This is a genomic window from Paenarthrobacter sp. NPDC090522, assembly GCF_044769225.1.
Lineage (GTDB): Bacteria > Actinomycetota > Actinomycetes > Actinomycetales > Micrococcaceae > Arthrobacter.
This window is the reverse complement of sequence record NZ_JBIVXL010000005.1, coordinates 205,800-223,656: the sequence shown is the minus strand read 5'-3', so window position 1 is coordinate 223,656 and position 17,857 is coordinate 205,800. Positions and strand designations below refer to the sequence as shown.

The following is a 17,857-nucleotide window of genomic DNA, read 5'->3' as shown; positions in this document are numbered from 1 at the left end:
GGGAGACACCATGACACAGGTGAGACGTCGAATTGCTGCGGTCACTGCAGCCTTGGCCCTGAGCGTCACGAGCGGAGCAGTAGCCAGTCCGGCGTTCGCTGATCCGCGCCAAACGGAGAAGAATGCCACGGCAACAGGCTACGGAGGCGCTGTGTCCACGGTTGACCCGGAGGCTTCTGCGGCGGCTATCGAGGTACTGAGGAAGGGCGGCAACGCGGCCGATGCAGCGGTCGCGGCTGCCGCCACCCTCGGTGTCACCGAGCCCTACAGTGCCGGCATCGGTGGTGGCGGGTACTTCGTTTACTACGACGCCAAGACGGGCAAGGTGGGAACCATCGACGGTCGCGAGACCGCTCCGGCAGGCATCGCCAAGGATGCCTTCATCGACCCTGCGACGAAGCAGCCCTACAACTTCACTCCGGAACTCGTGACCAGCGGCGTCTCCGTGGGTGTCCCCGGCACGCCCGCTACATGGGAACGGGCGCTGAAACGGTGGGGAACCATGGATCTGGGCGATGCCCTGAAGCCTGCCATCCAGGTAGCCAACCGTGGCTTCGTGGTGGATAAGACGTTCCGCCAGCAAACGCTCGACAACCAGCTCCGCTTCAACACGTTCACTTCAACCCAGAAGCTGTTCCTGCCCGGTGGCGACGCTCCCGCCGTCGGAAGTGTCTTCAAGAACCCCGAACTCGCGGCCACTTACAGGCTGCTGGCCAAGGAAGGCACCTCCGCGTTCTACGGCGGCCAACTCGCGAAGGAGATCGCAGCCACGGTGCAGGCGCCGCCGAAATCTGGTGCCACCGACCTGCCGGTCCCGGTGGGTTCCATGACCACCCAAGACCTGGCGAACTATAAAGCCATCGACCAAGACCCGACGCACATGAACTACCGCGGCTACGACGTCTACGGCATGGCTCCTTCCAGCAGCGGCGGAACCACGGTGGGCGAGGCGCTCAACATCCTGGAGCCGTCCGACCTCGCGGGCATGGGAACAACGGACGCGCTGCATCGCTACTTCGAGGCGAGCGCCCTGGCTTTCGCCGACCGCGGCGCGTATGTCGGCGACCCGGCCTTCGTCAACGTCCCCACCAAGGCTCTCCTCGATCCCGTGTTCGGCAAGGAACGCGCGTGCAGCATCAACCCGATGGCGGCGGCCGCCAAGCCAGTCGCCCCTGGCGACGTCACAACGTACGACGGCGCGTGCCCGACTTCCGCTGCACCCCTCGCCGACGAGAAGGACACCGAAAACATCTCAACCACCAACATGACGGTCGCGGACAAGTGGGGCAACGTTGTTGAGTACACGTTGACGATCGAGCAGACCGGCGGATCGGGAATTGTTGTTCCCGGCCGTGGATTCCTGCTGAACAACGAACTCACCGACTTCAGCACGGTGTACAGTGCCACGGATCCGAACAGGATTGAACCGGGCAAGCGTCCGCGCTCGTCGATGTCCCCCACCATCATCCTCGACAACGGCAAGCCCTTCCTGGCACTCGGCTCACCCGGAGGCTCCACCATCATCACCACGGTTCTGCAGACCATCCTGAACCGCGTGGACTTGGGCATGAACATCTCGGAGGCGCTTGCGGCACCGCGCGCGGCACAGCGGAACACGGCGAACGTTACCGCGGAGCCGGACTTCATCACTGCTTACGGCCCACCGCTCACGGCGCTGGGACACAAGCTGGTTCCGGCCGGCGATGCGTTCACCTCGGCTGCCGAGATAGGTGCAGCTACCGCGATCGAGTTCGGCCAAGACGGGAAGCTGACGGCGGCCGCCGAACCTGTTCGCCGCGGCGGTGGCTCCGCCATGGTGGTGTCCACGGAGCAGCGCGACCGCGGCAAGGGACCCAAACCCAAGTAGGTCATGCACGTGCGGACCGCGTTCAGTCTTCTTCTTCGCGGTCCGCCCTGACCTCCACCATGGAGCGCCAGAACGACACTCCCGCGCCGACTGCGCAAATGGTGCCGGTAACGATCGGCCATGCGGTCTCGCTTCCGTTCGAGAGAAAGACGTAAAGCGAGTAGAAGGCCAGAATCAGGGCCAGCAACAGCCATACGAGCGATTTTTGGTTCACGATGAATTCCTTTGCGTTGATCCGTTTCTGGTCATGTGCCGGACCGCCTAATCCCCCGGCCAAAGTGGCGAGGAAGCAACCGCGCTCCACAACCACTCCCCCAGGCTCAGCTGAACGCGGCTGGTAATCTCTGCACGTCCGGCAGACGGCAGGTATCCGGTTTCCCGGATGTCAGCGTCGTAGGACTGAGCGGGGACGGCCAGGCCGCCAAATGTCACCGGCACCAGGGCCTCAAGCGGCGCTTTGGATAACGACGGCGGCAGCGAACCGATGGTGGCCACGCCCAGATCGCGGTGGATCACCAAGCCCTGCGACTGCAGGGAGACGCGGTCGCCTTCCGCGAACGTGGCCAGCGTTGAACCGACAGGGGTGACGATGTTCAGGCGCCCGTCCACCAAGGTGTAGCCCGCAACCTGGCTGGATGTCACCGGGACCGCGGCCAGGACCACGGCAAGCACCCCTATTCCTGCTGCGCCCATGAGTACCCGCCGCCAGAATGGACTCCCGTTGCGTGTTGCAGCAAGGAAGAAGCGCACGATGCTCGCGGATACCACGGCCAGGAGCAGGAGCACGACTGCCGCCACCACCAGATGTCCAGCGAAGCCAAACTGCAGGAACACAGGAACCAGTCGCTGGAAACCGACGACCATGAAAGCCAGGCCGGCCACGAAGCTCGCCAAGCCAAACCACGGAAGCAAACCCCGCTTGGGCAGGGAGTGTCGTGCCCCAAACACGTGGATCCTGACCAGTTCTCCCATCGCGTCCATCGACTTTCTCCGAAGATAGGGAACATCCAGGGCAGACATCAGTGCCACGTAGCCGTCCAGCTTGATGAACGGAAACAGGTTCAGGACAGCCACGCAGTAACAGAGCACCCCATAGAGAAGGACACCGTCTTTGGCAGTGGAGCCGGTCATGAGTCCCTGCACCGACAGGGCAGCGCTGCCCAGCCCGAGGTGGACCATGGGACCAGCCAGCGCCACGAGCACCCTTTGCCTACGCGAAGGAAGGCGCCAGCCATCGGTCACGTCGCAGAAGAACGCGGGCGAGAGATAAAACAACATGATGCCGATGCGCCTCGGCTGACCGCCAAAGTACGCGAGGGCCATACCGTGGCCCAGTTCGTGCAGCAGCGTCGAAGCGAACATCGCTGCGGCCACCCCCAGGTAGGCCTCCAAGGGAAGTGGCGTCGAAAGGACCCGCAGGATCTCATGCCCCGCAGTGCTCAGGCCAACCATTCCGCCGAGCACCAGCAACGCGGCCAGGACCAGCACTTCGCGTCGGGCCAAGGCCGCTACAAAGGGACGAAGGGAGTACAGGAACACGGTTGGGTTAAAAAGCGTCAACTGGACCGTCAGTGGAGCCCGGAACTGGACCCAGCGGACCTTCGCGCGGTGAGTGCCGCCGTCGAAAATTCGTGTGTTCGCAAGCTGCTCCACCACGCCCGTGACTTCCCGGGCAGTCCATGGCTCCCCCAGTTGTGCCGCTATGTGTTCGGGTCCCTTCACACCATCCACGGTTCGCAGGACAGCAGCAACATCACCGGAGACCCTGGCTCTGGGTACGCCGTTCAAGGCCACGATCCACGGAGCGCCGTCCTGCACCGGAGGGTCGATTGATGCCGTCGGCGCCAGCTGGACGGGCCACACCGGCGCATAGGTGGAGAGCTTCTTGGCCGGTCTCATATCAGCGGATGCGGGGTCAGTGTCAGTCGCTCGGCAACGGGGCCGAACAGGGACAGGTTCTTGGTCTCGTCCATGGTCAATTGCACGGCACCTGGACAGACCACTTTCCCAGTGATCCAGCCGAGCTCCGCGATTGGGGTGGGAAGCCTGTGGGTGAGGTCGACCCAGTGCGAGTCGATACCTCGACTGGCCAGATGCCTCACCAGGACATCGACACCCGGCACAGGTTTCACGGCTGGGACCGGTTCCGTGGGGAAGGACTGGAGCCACGCCTGCAGGGTGGATACGGCTTGTGGCGCGCTCCAGAAGTCGGCACGGGAAGAGTCGCCGGTCACCGAATCACCCGCCCCAAAGGGCGCTGGCTTCCGGGACAGGAACAGCTCCCGGATTTGCAGCCCTTCCTGCAGCGCACCGAGCATTGCGGACAGTGGATCGGCGGACGCTTTGAGTCCCACCGCGCCGAACGAAGCCGAGGACGTGGCGCCGATAATGACGCAGACCGCGGTGTGGACCGGGCTGTCGTTCCCAACGAAGGCCAGCGTGAGGTGGACGCCTGCCGTTCTGGCCGCCTCAAGAAGGACAGCCAGGCTCCGATCACGGGCCGACTGCGGCAGTTCCGCGAGGTCCACCTTGCGCAGGGGTGCCTGGGAGCGCCAGGCCGACAGGAAGGCGTCGCGTTCCAGCACCTCCACGAGGGCCGACGCCTGGGCGAAAGCTTCCGACGGTCCTGAGGCCGCACCGTTCGGGGAGGGGTCGAAATAGCGCTCCCACCGGGATGGGGAGGGACAGCCTGGCCTGTAGTCCACCACGGGCGCAGGCACCTGCGACTCCGCTCCCGTCAACAGTTCGGTGGCACGGTACCAAGGGAAATCGCAGGCCAGCGCGGACGCCCTGCCCAGGCCGGTGGTGACGAAGTCGATTGGCTCAGCACCCGGACTCGCCACCAGGTAGTCGGCGTCCACCAAAACCGGTGCCAGTGCAAACCGTTCCACGGCTTCGCCGGCGCCCCGGATCAACGATCCCCGCCGCCGCACGTCAAAAGCGCCTACGGCGGAGGCGAACCCTGACGTGGCCGACCCACCATTGGCGAGTAGTGCGACAGTCCGCCAGAGCCCGGACTCGTTCGGCGGGTAGACGGTGGCCTCGGAGACCAGGCCGTAGGTGGGATCCAGGGTCAAGACAGGATCGAGGGTCAATTCCGTTGCGATACTCATTTCCCACACACCCAAAGTTCGATGTCCTTCAAGCCAGGACTCGGAGTGGCAATCCTGACGGGCCGGCGTTCCAGGATGGTCAGTCCTTCTCCGACAAGTTCCTCCTGTATGAGGTCATTGCTGACGAACGCAATCTCGCTGGCATACGCCGACGAGCGGTACGTCCCGCCCTCGTTGAAGCTGACGTGGATCATGGTCACGTGCCGCGCACCGTTAACGGGATCCCGGCTTTCCGCCGTAATGAGGAAGGAGTCTTCCCCCAACGCCGAAACCGTTGTGCCGCCGTCGTACGTTGTTCCGCCCTGGTGGCTGTCAGCGTTCAGGACGGTGAGCAGGAACCTGCCTTCCGGGGCCAGTGCCTCCCTGACACGGCGGAAGAGCCGGCGGCGATCGTCACGGTCCAGGAGCGTCACGGAACTGGCTCCGAGAACGACGCAACCGAAACCGCCGTCGAGCTCCACCCGGGACATGTCCGCCTGCAGGAGTTCCACGTCCGCGCCCCTCGGGTTGAACGGAACCGTACCAACCTTTGCGGCGAGCAGCTCCAGCATCTCCACGGAAGAATCGACGGCAGTTACCGGACGCCCCAGCGCCAGCAGCGCACGCGTTATCCGCCCGGACCCGGCTGCCAGTTCAAGGATGGGGCCCGTCGTCTTGCGGGCTGCTGCCTGGATTTCGGGTAGTTCGGTGAGGTCTTTGGCGGTGATCTGGTCATAGAGGCGGGACCCCGACACGCTGTAGAGGTCTTCGGGCGGGTCCAGGTGTCCGAGGACGCGAAGGATGGCATCGGCAGTCTGGTCAGGTGCTGGGTTCATCGGCATGTGTCCTTGGGAGTTGCTTCGGGAGGAGCACACGCGGGCGGTTGAGGAAGGAAACCACCCGCGTGTGCTGGCTTGGGTAGCGGCTAGGTGGCCGCGATGCCGACGACGATGCCGGCAATGATGATCACGTCACCGACGCGGATGTACCAGGGGGTGTCATCCGGGGTGTCCAGGTTTTCAAGTTCTTCGATGCTGAGTTGGAGCGTCATTGCTGCCTCCTTTCGCGTGTTGTGTTTGCTGGTGTTACCGGGTCTAGGTGATGCTCACGGCGATGAGGCCGATGGCCACTCCCTGTGTGACGCCGACAAACCAGTTGTTGAAATCCGGAGTGTCCAAGGACTCGACTTCCTGGATGGCCAGATTGAGCTGTTTCTGCATGTGCTTCACCTCCTCTCCTGCGGTTGCGCGGTCGCGATCACGGTCACGGTCACGGTCACGTGATGGTGACGACGATGCCCACCAGCGCCAGGCCTACGGTGATTCCGTGGATCCGTTCGGTCCAGTCGTCCGGCAGGTCGATGCTTTCCAGTTCCTGGACGTTGAGGTCCAGGGCCTTGGGGGTGCTGATCATGTGCTCACCTCCTCCCTCTTGCTGATCGCGGGTGATCCGTCGGGCAAGTTTTGGATGGTCGCTGAGCGGAGGACGTGCTTGACCTGGAAGACGTCGAGTCCCCGCAACATAGGGAGGACGCCTCCCCAATTGCGGATGGCGGCGGCCGCGGTATCCCGGATGGTTTCCTTGCTGGCGGGCACCACCCGCGGAACGTCCCATTGCTGGATGAGTTCGGCGATGCCCCTGGCCGGATGCGGGTTCAGATGCGTTGCGCCCAGGGTGACCTCGGCCCAGAGCCGGTTCAACCGCTGTTCGCTGCCCCAGGCCGCGTTGCCCTTTCCGATCTCGGCCCACACAGGCGGGATCAGCGCGGCGGTTGCGGTCATCTTTCGCGTACCCGTCAGGTACGCCAGTTCGTTGGCGACGTACCAATGCCTGGCGCCATACGGATTACGGCCCATCAGCGACCAACCCGTGTGGGTTTCCATGCTGAGCCTCGCCGCCGCCAGCCGCAGATCAGGGGTATCCCGTGATGTCAGTTGCTCCCCCACGTGCAGGACCCGCCGCAGCAAGTGGTGACCGTCGTCGTCGAACATGCTCGCGCTGCTGCCGATCATCGTCCCGGCCACGCGCAGGAACGCTTCAAGAAGCCCCTCCAGAACCAGCGTCCGCGGCAAAGTGGCAAGGTGTCCGGCGTCGAGCACTGCGGCGTCGCCCGCAAGGTGCGGCGACGCCAGGAGACGGCGTCCGACGGCGGTATCCAGGCACGCTACAGCGCTGACTTCCGCTCCGGTCCCCACGGTGGACGGGAGGAGGATCGTCTTCAGGCGCTTGTTGGAGAACGGGATGGGAGGCAGCACGAGCAAACCCGAACGCTTGGCGTGGCGCTCCACGAAGATCGCCAGGCTGGGGTCCGCGGAGAACATCGCAGCGAGTTTGACGGCGTCGAGAATCGAACCGCCACCCAGCCCGACGATCGTGTCCAGCCGGTGGACCTGGATGAATTCGATGACATCCCTCAGCGTTTGGATGCTCACGGGCGTTGCCTTCAGGTCGAGGGCTGGAGCGCCGCGGAGATCGCCCTCCCTGAGCCGGTTCCGATGTTCGGTGAGGGAAGCATCGGCCACGATCCCTACGCGTCCGCGGGTCAGTGAGCCCACGTACTTCGGCGTCATTCCGGCACCCAGGATGACGCACCGGGTCTTCCATGTACGGTCGGCGATCATGCGAAAACTCCGTCGGCGCGGGCTTCGGTTAAGCCGTGAACGATGGCCACATGCAGTTCCCGGAAGTTGTCCTCCGTATACGTGAGCGAGGGCAGGAGCTGGATCCTTCCCGGGCCGGGTTGGACGATTGCACCGGCCTGGTGGATGCGCCTCACCACGGCGAGGGTGCCGTTCGCCGAAAGGGGCGAACCGTTGTCCGTGTGGAGCTTCACGCCCCTCATGCAGCCGCGTCCTGTCGTTCCGCCGACACCTCGGATGTCCCTGAGTTCGGCGAGGAGCCGGTCCAGCCCGTCGGCAACCTCCTTGTTCAGCCTCTGAAAATCCAGGCGCTCCATCTCACTGATGGTGGCCAGGACAGCAGCGCAGGTGGACGGGGTGCCGGCTTGCGTTTCACCATGGACGAAGACGGATTCGGTGGCGTCGAAGACGTCCGTGATGCGATGGGCGATGAGGAGCGCGGCACAGGCCGCGGTGCCGTTGGTCAGGCCCTTGGAAGTGACGATGATGTCCGGTGATTCCACCCATTCGTCGGACGCGAACCAGGAACTGACCCGGCCGAATCCTGTTGCTACTTCATCCGCCACCAGGAGGAACCCGTGTTCCTGCCGGTGCCGCCGGAGTGCTTGGAGGAAGTCTTCCGGGACCACCTCCGCGCCGGAGCCAAGCACAGGCTCCACCACCACTGCCGCGATCCGATGACCCTCGCGGCGCATCAGGTTGTCCAGCTCCTGGGTGGTGTCGAAGCCGACGTGCCGGACGTTCCGGCCATCCACGCCGTACACCGCTTGGCCAAGCTCGTCGCCGCTGAGGGCCTGGCTGCCGTACGTCAGGCCGTGATAGCTGCCCCTGAGCCCGACAATGAGTTTCCTTTCCGGCTGGCCATTCAGGACGCAGAACTGGCGGGCGAGCTTCATGACGGCGTCGTTGGCCGCACTTCCGGACGTGGAGAAGAGAACCTTGCTGAACGTGTTCCCGGACAGACCCAGCAGGGCGTCTGCCGCCTCGATGGCGCGTTCGTGTGCTGTCCGAAAAAGCGGCAGATAGGAGGCCCTCTTGAGTTCCTCGGCCACGGCCGCGGCGATGACCGGGTTGCCGAAGCCAAGGTTGGCGTTCCACAGACCACTCTTCGCGCACAGTCTCCGCTGCTTGTCGGCGAAGGTGACATGAACGCCGTCGGCCGCTGTTGCCGTGAAGCTGTCCTGGTCAAAGTCGTGCTGGGTGACCAGCGGGACCCAGAGCGGAAGACTCACAGCAGTTCTCCGAGCAGGTCGATGCCGAGCTGGTCGAACTGGGCCACGACGGACCGTGCCGAACCCTCGGCTGCGGCCGGCGAAACGCCCAGCGTGGTGGCGGTGACCGTGGCTGCTGCCTCGACGTCCCTGAGGTTGGAGATCGCCTCGATCAGGGTGGCCGCGTCTGCGCCGATTTTGAAGAGCCGGCCGGTCTTGGTGTCCAGGAGCCTGTACTCGCCGTGCCGTTCGAGGATAAACGGTGCTCCGGGCAGTGGATGGTTGTGGCTTTCCGTGGCCCCGTACAGGCTCAGGCCAAAGCCGACCAGCCGGGTATCCACGTGGTGGTCCCGCAGGATGAACTTCCATGCGTCCAATGCGGCGAGGTAGCGCGGAATCCACGGACGATCGCTGAGCTGCGCCCTCATCTCGGCAGCATCGCTGATGGAGGCCACCGCCGATTCGGGTTTCAGCGGGACTGCTTTGATGCGGAGGTCATGCAAGGGATCGCCGGCCCACCCGATCACTGTTCCATACGGTCCGTTGAGAATGGTGCCGTCCGCTGTGATGTGGATTCGCGACAGGCTGCGGTTGAGGCTGCCGTGCCCGCCCAGCAACCCGCGTTCGCTCAGCACGGCGTTGACCTCCGTGAGCTGGACGATGAAGTGCCCGGATCTCCGCGCCTCGTCTGCATCGTCGAAGAACGCCTGCTGATCTTCCAGCCCCGTGATCCGGACTACCGTCGCACCCACCAGGTTGACGAAGGGCAGGGCAACGTAATCCTGGATTTCAAGGTTCAGCGTGCCGCCCACCAGCAGCTCACCACCCGGCTCATCAAAACTGCCTTTGACCGTGGCGATGTCCGGATCGTCAGCGTCACCATCCACCACCAGGACCACAGAGCCCTCCACGGCCAGGTCCTTGGCGTAACCGGCATGCGCGGCGTTCTCCGCGAAGACCACATGGCCCGGTATGCGGTCCGGGATTCCCGTCACCCACTGATCCACCGCCGCCGCGATGGTTTGTTCCTGACTCAGCGTCAAAGTGCCAACCCCCAATAGTTGTCCTGTTGTCCCCCTGAGCGGGCCCTTCGGACGGGCTCGTTCATGGGAAGGACACTATGGGCGCGGAGGCCCTCCACGATTGGGAAAATCGAAATTAGGTGGTGATTTTGGCGAAATTAGGTGGTGAAAACGGGAAACTAGGGGTTTTGACAGGGGCGTCTAGGTGGTGGGTTTTGGATGTTCCGCTGCTCGGTCGCGGCCTCCCAACGCGAAGAACCCCGCCCACCAGGCACGAGGCTGGTGGGCGGGGTCGAGATTGCAGAATCCGAAGAGTAGGTAGCCTTCGAAGTTAAGGGGGCTACCGTTCTTCAGCGTGCGGTGTCAGAGGAATTGGTTGTCTTGGCCTTCGCCTTCTTGCGCGTCAGCCAGATCTCGTTGGCGGCATAAGGAATGATCGCGAGGAACGGAATCACAACGCCTTGCCACGTAGGCACCAGATTCAGCATCAGAGGCATGAACGATGCCACGAAAACCACTTGGTGTACGTATCTGTACCATGTCACGGTCGGCCGGGCTCCTCCTCATCCAGGTGGGGTGACGGCGGTTGCCGCACCCACCGTGCATCTAAAGGGACGAAGGTGCTCTCACGAATGGGATTTCTGAAATTAGGTGGTGATTTTGACGAAATTAGGTGGTGAAAACGGGAAACCAGGGGTTTTGACAGGGGCGTCTAGGCGGTGGGTTTTTAGTGGCCGAACATCTCCAGGCACCCGCCGTCCATGATGCTGCCACCGGCCTGGATGGTGGCTTCACCTTCTCCCGGGACCACGCCGTACAGGCAGCCTCCGCTGGGCACCGCGACCCCGAAACGGACACCGTTGCCGCCGTCGTCGGTTTGAACTTCCTTGAGGTTGAGTGACGCGAAAGCCGCTTCGACGTCGGCCGGGGTGGCCGGTTTGTCCAATGCGTTGAGGGCTTCTTTGGCTGGGTCCAGGTGTGCGTTTAACTGCGCCTGTATCTCCGGGCTGAGCTTCCGACGCTGCCTGTACATCTCGTTCTGGGCCATGGCGGCGTTGCCGTCGTAAGCGACGCAGTTGTTTGGCTGCGGTTCCGTCCCGGCACTCGGACAAGCTGCGGTTGGGGTGGGGCTTTGCTGCGGGGGTGCCGTGGTTGGTGGAACGCCGCAGCTCACCAGCGAGAGAAGTACGACGGCGGCAGTTGCGAGGGCTGGTATCGAAGGTTGTATATTCCCCATCAAAGGGACGATACGGTAAGGATCCTGATTTATCCATCGATTAGGCTAAATGACGTGAAGGCTCCGATCTGCCACTAGCATGTGGCTATGCAGACTTTCACGTGGGCAGATGCGCGCACCGACAAAGCCGAAACCAAGGTCGCCGTTTTGCTTCCCGGCTCCGGGTATCCCGTCGAGGGCCCGGTCCTGTTCTGGGTTGGTGAGATGCTCGCTTCGCTTGGTTGGCACGTGCAGGCCGTTCGGTGGACGCCGGAGGACAAGCCGCATCATGATCCGCATCTCTTAGTAGCGCAGGCCGCCGAACAAGCCTTCGCCGGTTCGCCCCTCGCAAGTCAGCGTGTCATTGTGGCCAAGTCGCTGAGCACGCTGGCGATTCCATGGGCCGAAGAAACCCGAACGCCCGGCGTCTGGCTCACACCATTGCTGACAGACGAGCGGGTTCGGAACACGATCCTTCGTTCTGCGAAAAACGACCTCTTCATTGGGGGTTCCAAGGATGAACTTTGGGACGGCGGTCATAAGGGCGAGTCGAACGGGACATTCCTCGAGGTGGCCGGAGCGGACCATGCTTTGCAGGTCGGAAGCGACTGGCGGGCCTCCCAGGAAGCGCAGGCAACGGTCTTCGAAAGGATCGAGAATTTCATCCTGGGACTCGGCGACGCTTGAGCCCAGCGCCACCTAGATGAATTCCGGCACCACCTATTTTTCGTGAAACAGCACCTAATTTTGCCCGTTTGGGGCCGTGGGGCCCTATTTTCGCCACCTAGAGCCGATTTGTGGCGGCATGCTGGGGACCCAGGGGTGTCTACAGATTGGTATGAACGATGAAAGTCTTGTATCTAAGCACAGCAGGTTTGCAGATCATCGGGGCCATTTTGTCCTTTGCCCACAATTCGCTCATTGGTGTCCTCAACGTGATCGCGGCAGCTTGCTCTGTAGCCATGTGGGTCCTTGCCAAGAGGAGTGAGGACAAGTCCCTCAAGACCCCGTCTTCGCGTTAGAGGGCGGAACAGAGGTGCCGCGCCTGAAATCCGAGCGGAGTTACTGGCTGGGTCTATCCGCCGCCTATGGCGTAGCCCTGGCCCTACTGACGATGACCGACTTGCCGTGGCCAGGGTCGCTGGCTATCTTCGCGGCCTTGATTGTTTTCATCGTTGTTCAGGGACTGCTCTACGGGCAGTTTGATAAGGCTGTTCTGTACGAGGTGGACCCTAGGAAGGGCACGGCGGGAGCCCTCCTGACGTTTTTCCCTCTCGGAACGTACCTGCTTCGTGGATCAGAAATTGCTCTTTGGGCCGGGCCTCTATATGGCTTGATCGCTTCCGCCGGATCGTACGCGATTCTCAAGAAGTACGGGTACTTCTACCGACCAGCTGTGCCGGCCACGGAACCGGAGAGTACAAAGTGACGTGCCGGCCGAGTGCCGCTTGCGACGACGACTGCGGTCATGGGACAGCCATCATGAACATCAGCCCGGTCGGGCCCGCCTACTATCCCGACCAAGGTGGACGGAAGATCATCGTCAGCACCACTATGCAGAGGCCCGCGATTATGAGCACTGAGCAAAAGAACACCCCTAACATCTCTAAGCCCCGAGTCGGACCCTCCCCCGACTCCGACCCCGCGTCCACCCGCAGCCGGGAGAAGACATCCCCAGCTTTCCGGCCAAGCATCTGCGATGCGATTGCGAATTGCCGTCGGGCGATCCGTTTCCTGAATGGCAACCACAGCATGCCAACTGCCATGAAGACAAACCCCAGTGCCATGGTCCCCCTCAAGCGGTGGTGTTCAGATCATCCTAAAGCCACGTCGATGTCCTTATGCCCAGGAAGCCTCCGTCCTGGCGAACTTGTCGGGCATACACCTCAATTTGATTGCATGTTCGTTTTTTTCGATTACCCTGAAAATATGACTGCACTCCTTGCGGACCACACCGTCCTTCCACCAGCTGACGAGGCCCTCCTGCCCGTGGTAGTGGAAGCCCTCAAGCGCAATGACCACGCGACCTTGGTGACCGGAGATGGCTCCTCTCTCGAACTGCCGGCTGAAGTCTACGAGGCTTTGCGGGACGTTGTTGCGGCGATGGCGGCGGGCCAAGCGATCACCATCGCACCCCACAACACTGTGCTCACAACCCAGGAAGCAGCGGATTTATTGAACATGTCCCGCCCCACCCTGGTGCGGTTGCTTGAGGGGGGCCAGATCCCTTTCACCCAACCCGGCCGTCACCGGCGTGTTTACCTTGCCGATGTTCTGGCCTATCAGCAGCGCCTACGCGAAGAACGCCGGGCCGTCTTGGACACAATGACCGAGGATGCGGCGGAAGATGATTCTTACGCCAAGCTGAACGCCTTCATCAAGACGCGCTAGCGCTCCTATGGCCTTCAGAGTGCTGCTCGACGCGTGCGTGCTGCTGCCCTATCATCTTTGCGACCTTCTCCTTCGGTTGGGCGAGACAGACATCTACCAACCTCTATGGTCGGACGAACTTCTTGGAGAAGTCAGGCGCAACCTCGTCCAGGCTTTCGACCGAACTGAGCAGCAGGCCACCCGACGTATCGATCAGATGCAGCAGGCCTTCCCTCACGCCATGGTGGTGGGCTTCGAGGGACTCATCCCGGCCATGACCAACGATTCCAAAGACCGCCATGTGCTAGCCGCAGCGGTCCACGGACAAGCCGCATTGATCGTCACGGCAAACCTGAAGGATTTCCCGGCCCAGGCCTTGGCGCTCTATGGAATCGAAGCCGTACACCCTGACGATTTTCTCTTGGATCAACTGGACCTCTACCCTCGGCAAACAATGCAATGTCTCCGGGAGCAACGAGCCGCTTACGGCCGCCCCAGCCTGACTCGCTCGGCGTTCTACAGCAGGCTTAGTCTCACTGCGCCCCAGTTCGCCGACGCCGCCTCAAGGTTGGACGGTGCGGTACCTTCCCTGGAATTGGTTGCCGACACCGTCAACTCTCGGCACTAGGGCTGCAGCCCCTCGATCACCCTACAAAACCGTCGTCCGCGACAACGACAAGTCCTTCGTCTCCCGGAAGAACAGCACCACGACCACCGCGGACACCAGGGCCATACCCATCAGGTAGAACGCAGGGGCCAACGGAGATCCGAAGCCCGCCACCAACCCGGTGGCAACGAACGGGGCTGTCCCGCCGAACAAAACGTAGGCCAAGGTGTACCCAATCGCAGATCCAGAAGCCCGCACGGACGAAGGGAACATCTCCACGAGTGCAGGAACATTCGACGTTCCAATCACGGCCACCAAAGCACCCAGAATACTTGTACCGAGGATTGCGAACCCGAGCCCAAGCGGCATTATCGAGAACGACGGGATCGTCATCACCACGAACCCAACACAAGCCACGAGCAGCATCCGTTTCCGTCCGTAACGGTCACTCAAGCGGGCAGCCAGCGGGCAAACCGCCGTGTACACCAGCATCGTCACCACGCTCGTGATCATCGATTCAGCCGATGAGTACCCCAAACTTGAGGTCATGTACGCAATCATGTAGCTGCTCATCAGGTAATACGCGATCGCGTTAGTGATGCTGTATCCGAAGAGCGTAAAGATCTGCCGCGCACACAGCCGGATGGCGTCGCCGAGAGGACGCTTGGCAACTTCTCCGGCATTCTCCAACCCACGGAACACCGGGGTGTCATCCACCTTGGACCGTATATACAGACCGATCAGGCCAAGCGGCGCGGCCAAAAGGAACGGGATCCGCCAGCCCCAGGCCTGGAGGTCGGCAGTGCTCAAGGTCGCAGTAATTGCGGCACCAAGCAAAGCACCTGCCACCGATGCCAAACCAACCGTCGCAGGGATCACGCTGGCATACGTCGCCCGCTTCCCAGCAGGAGCATACTCAACGATGAACGCCGACGACCCCGTGTATTCGCCACCCGTCGTGAACCCCTGAACTGCACGGAACAGGAAGAGCAGGATCGGCGCCCACACCCCAATCACCGCGAACGTAGGCAGGATTCCGATGCAGAACGTCGCCGCACTCATGATCAGCACGCACAGTCCGAGCATCTTGTTCCGGCCAATCCGGTCGCCGTAGCGCCCAAAGAAAGCCGCCCCGAGCGGCCTCGCGATGAATCCGCCGGCGAAGATCGCCCACACGGCCAGGAGTGACGCCGTCGTCGAATAATCCGGGAAGAAGAGCTTCGCGATGGTGACGGACATGACCGCATAGGCGGCTGAGTCGAACCATTCGACGAAATTCCCGACGGCGGCTGCCGCGGCAACGCGCTTAAGGTTCCGGCGCGGGGATGCCTCGGTTTCGGAGGCGGAATTCTGGGTCACAGTATTCATGATGGCTGTCCTTCACGGGGAATGTGTGGGAGTGCGCGGAGTTGGGCCCGCTGAACCTTGCCGGTGGCCGACTTGGGCAACGCAGAAACGTATTCGATGAACCGCGGGTAGGCGAAGCGGGAGAAGTGCTCCTTCACGTGTGCCACGATGTGTTTGCTCAGATCCGCTCCCCCGGTGTGACCTGGCATGAGCTCGATCCAGGCTTTGATGGACTGCCCGCGGAGTTCATCAGGGACACCTGTCACCGATACGTCCTTCACGGCATCGAGCTCGCGGATCATAGCCTCCAGCTCATATGGCCCCACACGGTAGCCGGAGGTCTTGATGACGTCGTCGGTCCTCCCCAGGAACCAGAAGTATCCGTCTTCATCCGTGTAGGCCTGATCTTTGGTGTGGTACCAGTCCCCGCCGAACGCGGCGGTCGAGGCCTCCGGCAGGTTCCAGTATCCCAAGGGAAACTGCGGGTTGGAGCGGGCGCGGAGGCATATCTCACCGGTCTCGCCAGCGGGCACTTCGTGCTCGTTTTCGTCCAGGAGCCGGACGTCCCAGCCCGGCAGGGGTTTGCCCATCGAGCCCGGCTTCACCCGGACGTCCGGGTAGTTCCCCAGCAGTGGGTACGACTCCGTGGAACCGTAGTAGTCCAGCAGCGTCACGCCGAACTGCTCGTCGAACCAAGTGATGAGGTCCGGCGTCAGCGGCTCATTGGACGAACAAACCGTCCGCAGTGACAGCGGGAAGCGAGTACCGGCGTCGGGCACGTCTTCGCGCATCTTGCGCAGGAACGTCGGGTTGACGAGCGCGCTGGTGACGCGGTGGCGGCTCATGGCGTCCAAGAGGGCTGCGGGATCGAAGCCGCCCTCCGGCCGGAAGACCAGGTGAGTGGCCCCAAGCCGCAGCGGCCCCATCAGCTTGGCGAGCGACCACGCCCAATCCCCCGCGCCGAAAAACACGTCGCCGTCGCCGAGCTGGTGGCAGTACTCAAACTCGTTGTGGCCGAGGAGCGTGCGGTGTGCGTGGACGATGCCCTTGGCGCGGCCCGTGGTGCCCGAGGTGTAGAAGATGAGCGCGGGATCGTCGGCTTTGGTTTCGACGTTCTGGAATTCGGCTGGTGCTGCTGCGATCTCCGGGCTGTCGATCTCGATGAACTTGCCGTCAAAACCCTCAAACAGGCGCCGCGCGGATTCTTCGGCGATGATCACCGTGGCGCCGCTGTCCTCCAGCCTGAACCGGATCGGCTCCGCGGCCCACAGCAGGGACATCGTCACCAGGATGGCGCCGGTCCGCAGCACGCCAAGGTAGGCAGCCGGAGTGTCGGAGCGCTGCGGCAGCAGGACGGCGACGCGGTCGCCTTTCTTGATGCCGGCACTCTGGAGCATGGCCGCGATCTGCCGCGAGCGGTCTTGGATTTCGCCCCAGCTCACCTCGCGTTGACCTTCGACGGCGGACTCCAGGATGAGTGCCCGCTTGTCCCTTGGGTGGTGGTCGGCGACGTCGGCGGCCATGTTGTAGAGCTCGGGCACCTCCCAGCGGTGGGAGTTTCGTCGTTCGGTGTAGGGGTCTTGGGTTGCGGTGGTTGTCATGCGTGGGTGCCTCCTTTGGTTCTTTTCCGGCTCAGGGTTCAGCGGCGGCCAGCGAGGAAGCGGGCCATCTCGCGCTGGGGTTCGCCTGTGCCGTAGGCCTCGCGGTGGACGCGCTTGGCTTCGGCCATGGCGTCATTGAGGTCGTCGTCTTCCAGGCTGCGGAGGCGGTTCTTGGTCAGACGGACTGCACCAGGAGGAAGGAGGCTCAAACGCGAGGCGAGTTCCTGGGCGTAAGCCAGCGTGCCGCCGTCGTCCGCCAAGTAGTTAAGGAGGCCGAGACGCTGAGCCTCATGCGCGTCGACCAGTTCGCCGGTGAGGACGAACTGGGAGGTCTTGGACTTGCCGAGGATGCTCCACATGGCCCAGATGCCGGTGATGCTGGGGATGCCGGAGAGGACTTCGGGTTGGCCCATGCGGACCTGGGAGTCGCCGACGCGGAGGTCGGCGAGCAGCGCGTACTGGAAGCCGGAGCCGGCGGCGACGCCGTTGACCGCGGCGATGGTGATCTGGTCGAGGTTGCGGACGGCGCGGTAGAGGCGGTCGAAGCCGTCGATCCAGGCCTCGGCCGATGCGTGGTCTTCGGGGTTCATTCCGGCGGTTTCGGCGAGGTCCTGTCCGGCGCAGAAGGCGCGACCCGTTCCGGTGAGGATTACGGCGCGGATCCCGTCGTTGCCCTTGAGGCTTTCGAGGTGGGCGATGAGTTCATCGCGCATGGCTTTGGTCCACGCGTTGAGCTTGTCCGGGCGGTTGAGGGTGATGGCGGCGATGGGGCCGTTTTGTTCGAAGAGGACGTCCTGGGACACGGTGTTTCCTTTGGTCTGGTGGGCTTGCTTTCGTCCATCTGACCACCGGCTATTGTGACCCGTCTAACATCAATATCTACTC

The 17,857-nt window shown here is 62.9% G+C and carries 21 protein-coding genes; 6 read left to right on the top strand and 15 right to left on the bottom strand.

The window, feature by feature from the left end; all coding sequences use genetic code 11:
* Nucleotides 1–10: 10 nt before the first annotated feature.
* Entirely contained in the window at nt 11–1,867 is a 1,857-nt protein-coding gene (ggt, locus tag ACIQT2_RS08385; protein ID WP_402945420.1) for a gamma-glutamyltransferase, read from the top strand.
* 22 nt (nt 1,868–1,889) lie between these two features.
* Here ggt and ACIQT2_RS08380 read toward each other — a convergent pair whose 3' ends face one another.
* The 12 genes from ACIQT2_RS08380 to ACIQT2_RS08325 form a co-directional block, all read right to left on the bottom strand.
* Nucleotides 1,890–2,081, bottom strand: a complete 192-nt coding sequence (locus ACIQT2_RS08380; RefSeq protein ID WP_397323444.1) for a hypothetical protein — start codon at nt 2,079–2,081, stop codon at nt 1,890–1,892.
* A 47-nt stretch (nt 2,082–2,128) separates the two neighbouring features.
* On the bottom strand, nt 2,129–3,766 hold the full coding sequence (gene mpaP, locus ACIQT2_RS08375) for a daptide biosynthesis intramembrane metalloprotease (RefSeq protein ID WP_402945416.1): 1,638 nt from the start codon (nt 3,764–3,766) through the stop codon (nt 2,129–2,131).
* On the bottom strand, nt 3,763–4,980 hold the full coding sequence (locus tag ACIQT2_RS08370) for a YcaO-like family protein (protein ID WP_402945414.1): 1,218 nt from the start codon (nt 4,978–4,980) through the stop codon (nt 3,763–3,765). Before ACIQT2_RS08370 ends, mpaP begins: the two co-directional genes overlap by 4 nt.
* Nucleotides 4,977–5,795, bottom strand: a complete 819-nt coding sequence (mpaM, locus tag ACIQT2_RS08365; protein ID WP_402945412.1) for a daptide-type RiPP biosynthesis methyltransferase — start codon at nt 5,793–5,795, stop codon at nt 4,977–4,979. Before mpaM ends, ACIQT2_RS08370 begins: the two co-directional genes overlap by 4 nt.
* Nucleotides 5,796–5,884: 89 nt before the next feature.
* Nucleotides 5,885–6,010: a daptide-type RiPP gene (locus ACIQT2_RS08360; RefSeq protein ID WP_400336463.1), complete on the bottom strand. Its 126-nt coding sequence runs from the start codon at nt 6,008–6,010 to the stop codon at nt 5,885–5,887.
* A gap of 43 nt (nt 6,011–6,053) precedes the next feature.
* Nucleotides 6,054–6,179, bottom strand: coding sequence for a daptide-type RiPP (locus ACIQT2_RS08355; protein WP_397323449.1), 126 nt, complete (start codon nt 6,177–6,179; stop codon nt 6,054–6,056).
* A gap of 55 nt (nt 6,180–6,234) precedes the next feature.
* Entirely contained in the window at nt 6,235–6,372 is a 138-nt protein-coding gene (locus ACIQT2_RS08350) for a hypothetical protein (protein WP_400336464.1), read from the bottom strand.
* On the bottom strand, nt 6,369–7,580 hold the full coding sequence (gene mpaC, locus ACIQT2_RS08345) for a daptide-type RiPP biosynthesis dehydogenase (protein ID WP_402945408.1): 1,212 nt from the start codon (nt 7,578–7,580) through the stop codon (nt 6,369–6,371). Before mpaC ends, ACIQT2_RS08350 begins: the two co-directional genes overlap by 4 nt.
* Entirely contained in the window at nt 7,577–8,830 is a 1,254-nt protein-coding gene (gene mpaD, locus ACIQT2_RS08340; RefSeq protein WP_402945405.1) for a daptide-type RiPP biosynthesis aminotransferase, read from the bottom strand. Before mpaD ends, mpaC begins: the two co-directional genes overlap by 4 nt.
* Nucleotides 8,827–9,852 (bottom strand): daptide biosynthesis RiPP recognition protein, encoded by a 1,026-nt coding sequence (gene mpaB / locus ACIQT2_RS08335; protein ID WP_402945403.1) that lies wholly within the window; start codon nt 9,850–9,852, stop codon nt 8,827–8,829. Before mpaB ends, mpaD begins: the two co-directional genes overlap by 4 nt.
* A 329-nt stretch (nt 9,853–10,181) precedes the next feature.
* Entirely contained in the window at nt 10,182–10,376 is a 195-nt protein-coding gene (locus ACIQT2_RS08330) for a hypothetical protein (protein WP_402945400.1), read from the bottom strand.
* 182 nt (nt 10,377–10,558) lie between these two features.
* Complete coding sequence (locus tag ACIQT2_RS08325; RefSeq protein WP_402945398.1) at nt 10,559–11,068, bottom strand: hypothetical protein; 510 nt, start codon at nt 11,066–11,068, stop codon at nt 10,559–10,561.
* 87 nt (nt 11,069–11,155) lie between these two features.
* On the opposite strand from ACIQT2_RS08325, the gene ACIQT2_RS08320 reads away from it, so the two are divergent.
* The 5 genes from ACIQT2_RS08320 to ACIQT2_RS08300 all read left to right on the top strand — a co-directional run bounded on the left by ACIQT2_RS08320 (nt 11,156) and on the right by ACIQT2_RS08300 (nt 14,045).
* Complete coding sequence (locus ACIQT2_RS08320) at nt 11,156–11,734, top strand: hypothetical protein (RefSeq protein WP_402945396.1); 579 nt, start codon at nt 11,156–11,158, stop codon at nt 11,732–11,734.
* Nucleotides 11,735–11,901: 167 nt separating this feature from the next.
* Nucleotides 11,902–12,069: a hypothetical protein gene (locus ACIQT2_RS08315; protein ID WP_402945394.1), complete on the top strand. Its 168-nt coding sequence runs from the start codon at nt 11,902–11,904 to the stop codon at nt 12,067–12,069.
* A 14-nt stretch (nt 12,070–12,083) separates the two neighbouring features.
* Nucleotides 12,084–12,476, top strand: a complete 393-nt coding sequence (locus tag ACIQT2_RS08310) for a hypothetical protein (RefSeq protein ID WP_402945391.1) — start codon at nt 12,084–12,086, stop codon at nt 12,474–12,476.
* Nucleotides 12,477–12,976: 500 nt separating this feature from the next.
* Entirely contained in the window at nt 12,977–13,438 is a 462-nt protein-coding gene (locus tag ACIQT2_RS08305; protein WP_402945388.1) for a helix-turn-helix domain-containing protein, read from the top strand.
* A gap of 19 nt (nt 13,439–13,457) precedes the next feature.
* Nucleotides 13,458–14,045: a PIN domain-containing protein gene (locus tag ACIQT2_RS08300; RefSeq protein WP_402945385.1), complete on the top strand. Its 588-nt coding sequence runs from the start codon at nt 13,458–13,460 to the stop codon at nt 14,043–14,045.
* A gap of 21 nt (nt 14,046–14,066) precedes the next feature.
* On the opposite strand, the gene ACIQT2_RS08295 is transcribed toward ACIQT2_RS08300, so the two are convergent.
* The 3 genes from ACIQT2_RS08295 to ACIQT2_RS08285 are packed head-to-tail and all read right to left on the bottom strand — an operon-like array spanning nt 14,067 to nt 17,775.
* The gene (locus ACIQT2_RS08295; protein ID WP_402945383.1) at nt 14,067–15,392 is read right to left on the bottom strand and encodes an MFS transporter; all 1,326 of its coding nucleotides are present in this window, start codon (nt 15,390–15,392) and stop codon (nt 14,067–14,069) included.
* Nucleotides 15,389–16,972 carry an acyl-CoA synthetase gene (locus ACIQT2_RS08290; protein ID WP_402945380.1) on the bottom strand — a complete coding sequence of 528 codons (1,584 nt, stop codon included), beginning with the start codon at nt 16,970–16,972 and terminating at the stop codon, nt 15,389–15,391. The genes ACIQT2_RS08295 and ACIQT2_RS08290 overlap by 4 nt, the downstream gene beginning before the upstream one ends.
* Nucleotides 16,973–17,010: 38 nt before the next feature.
* On the bottom strand, nt 17,011–17,775 hold the full coding sequence (locus ACIQT2_RS08285; protein WP_402945377.1) for an enoyl-CoA hydratase/isomerase family protein: 765 nt from the start codon (nt 17,773–17,775) through the stop codon (nt 17,011–17,013).
* Nucleotides 17,776–17,857: the final 82 nt, after the last annotated feature.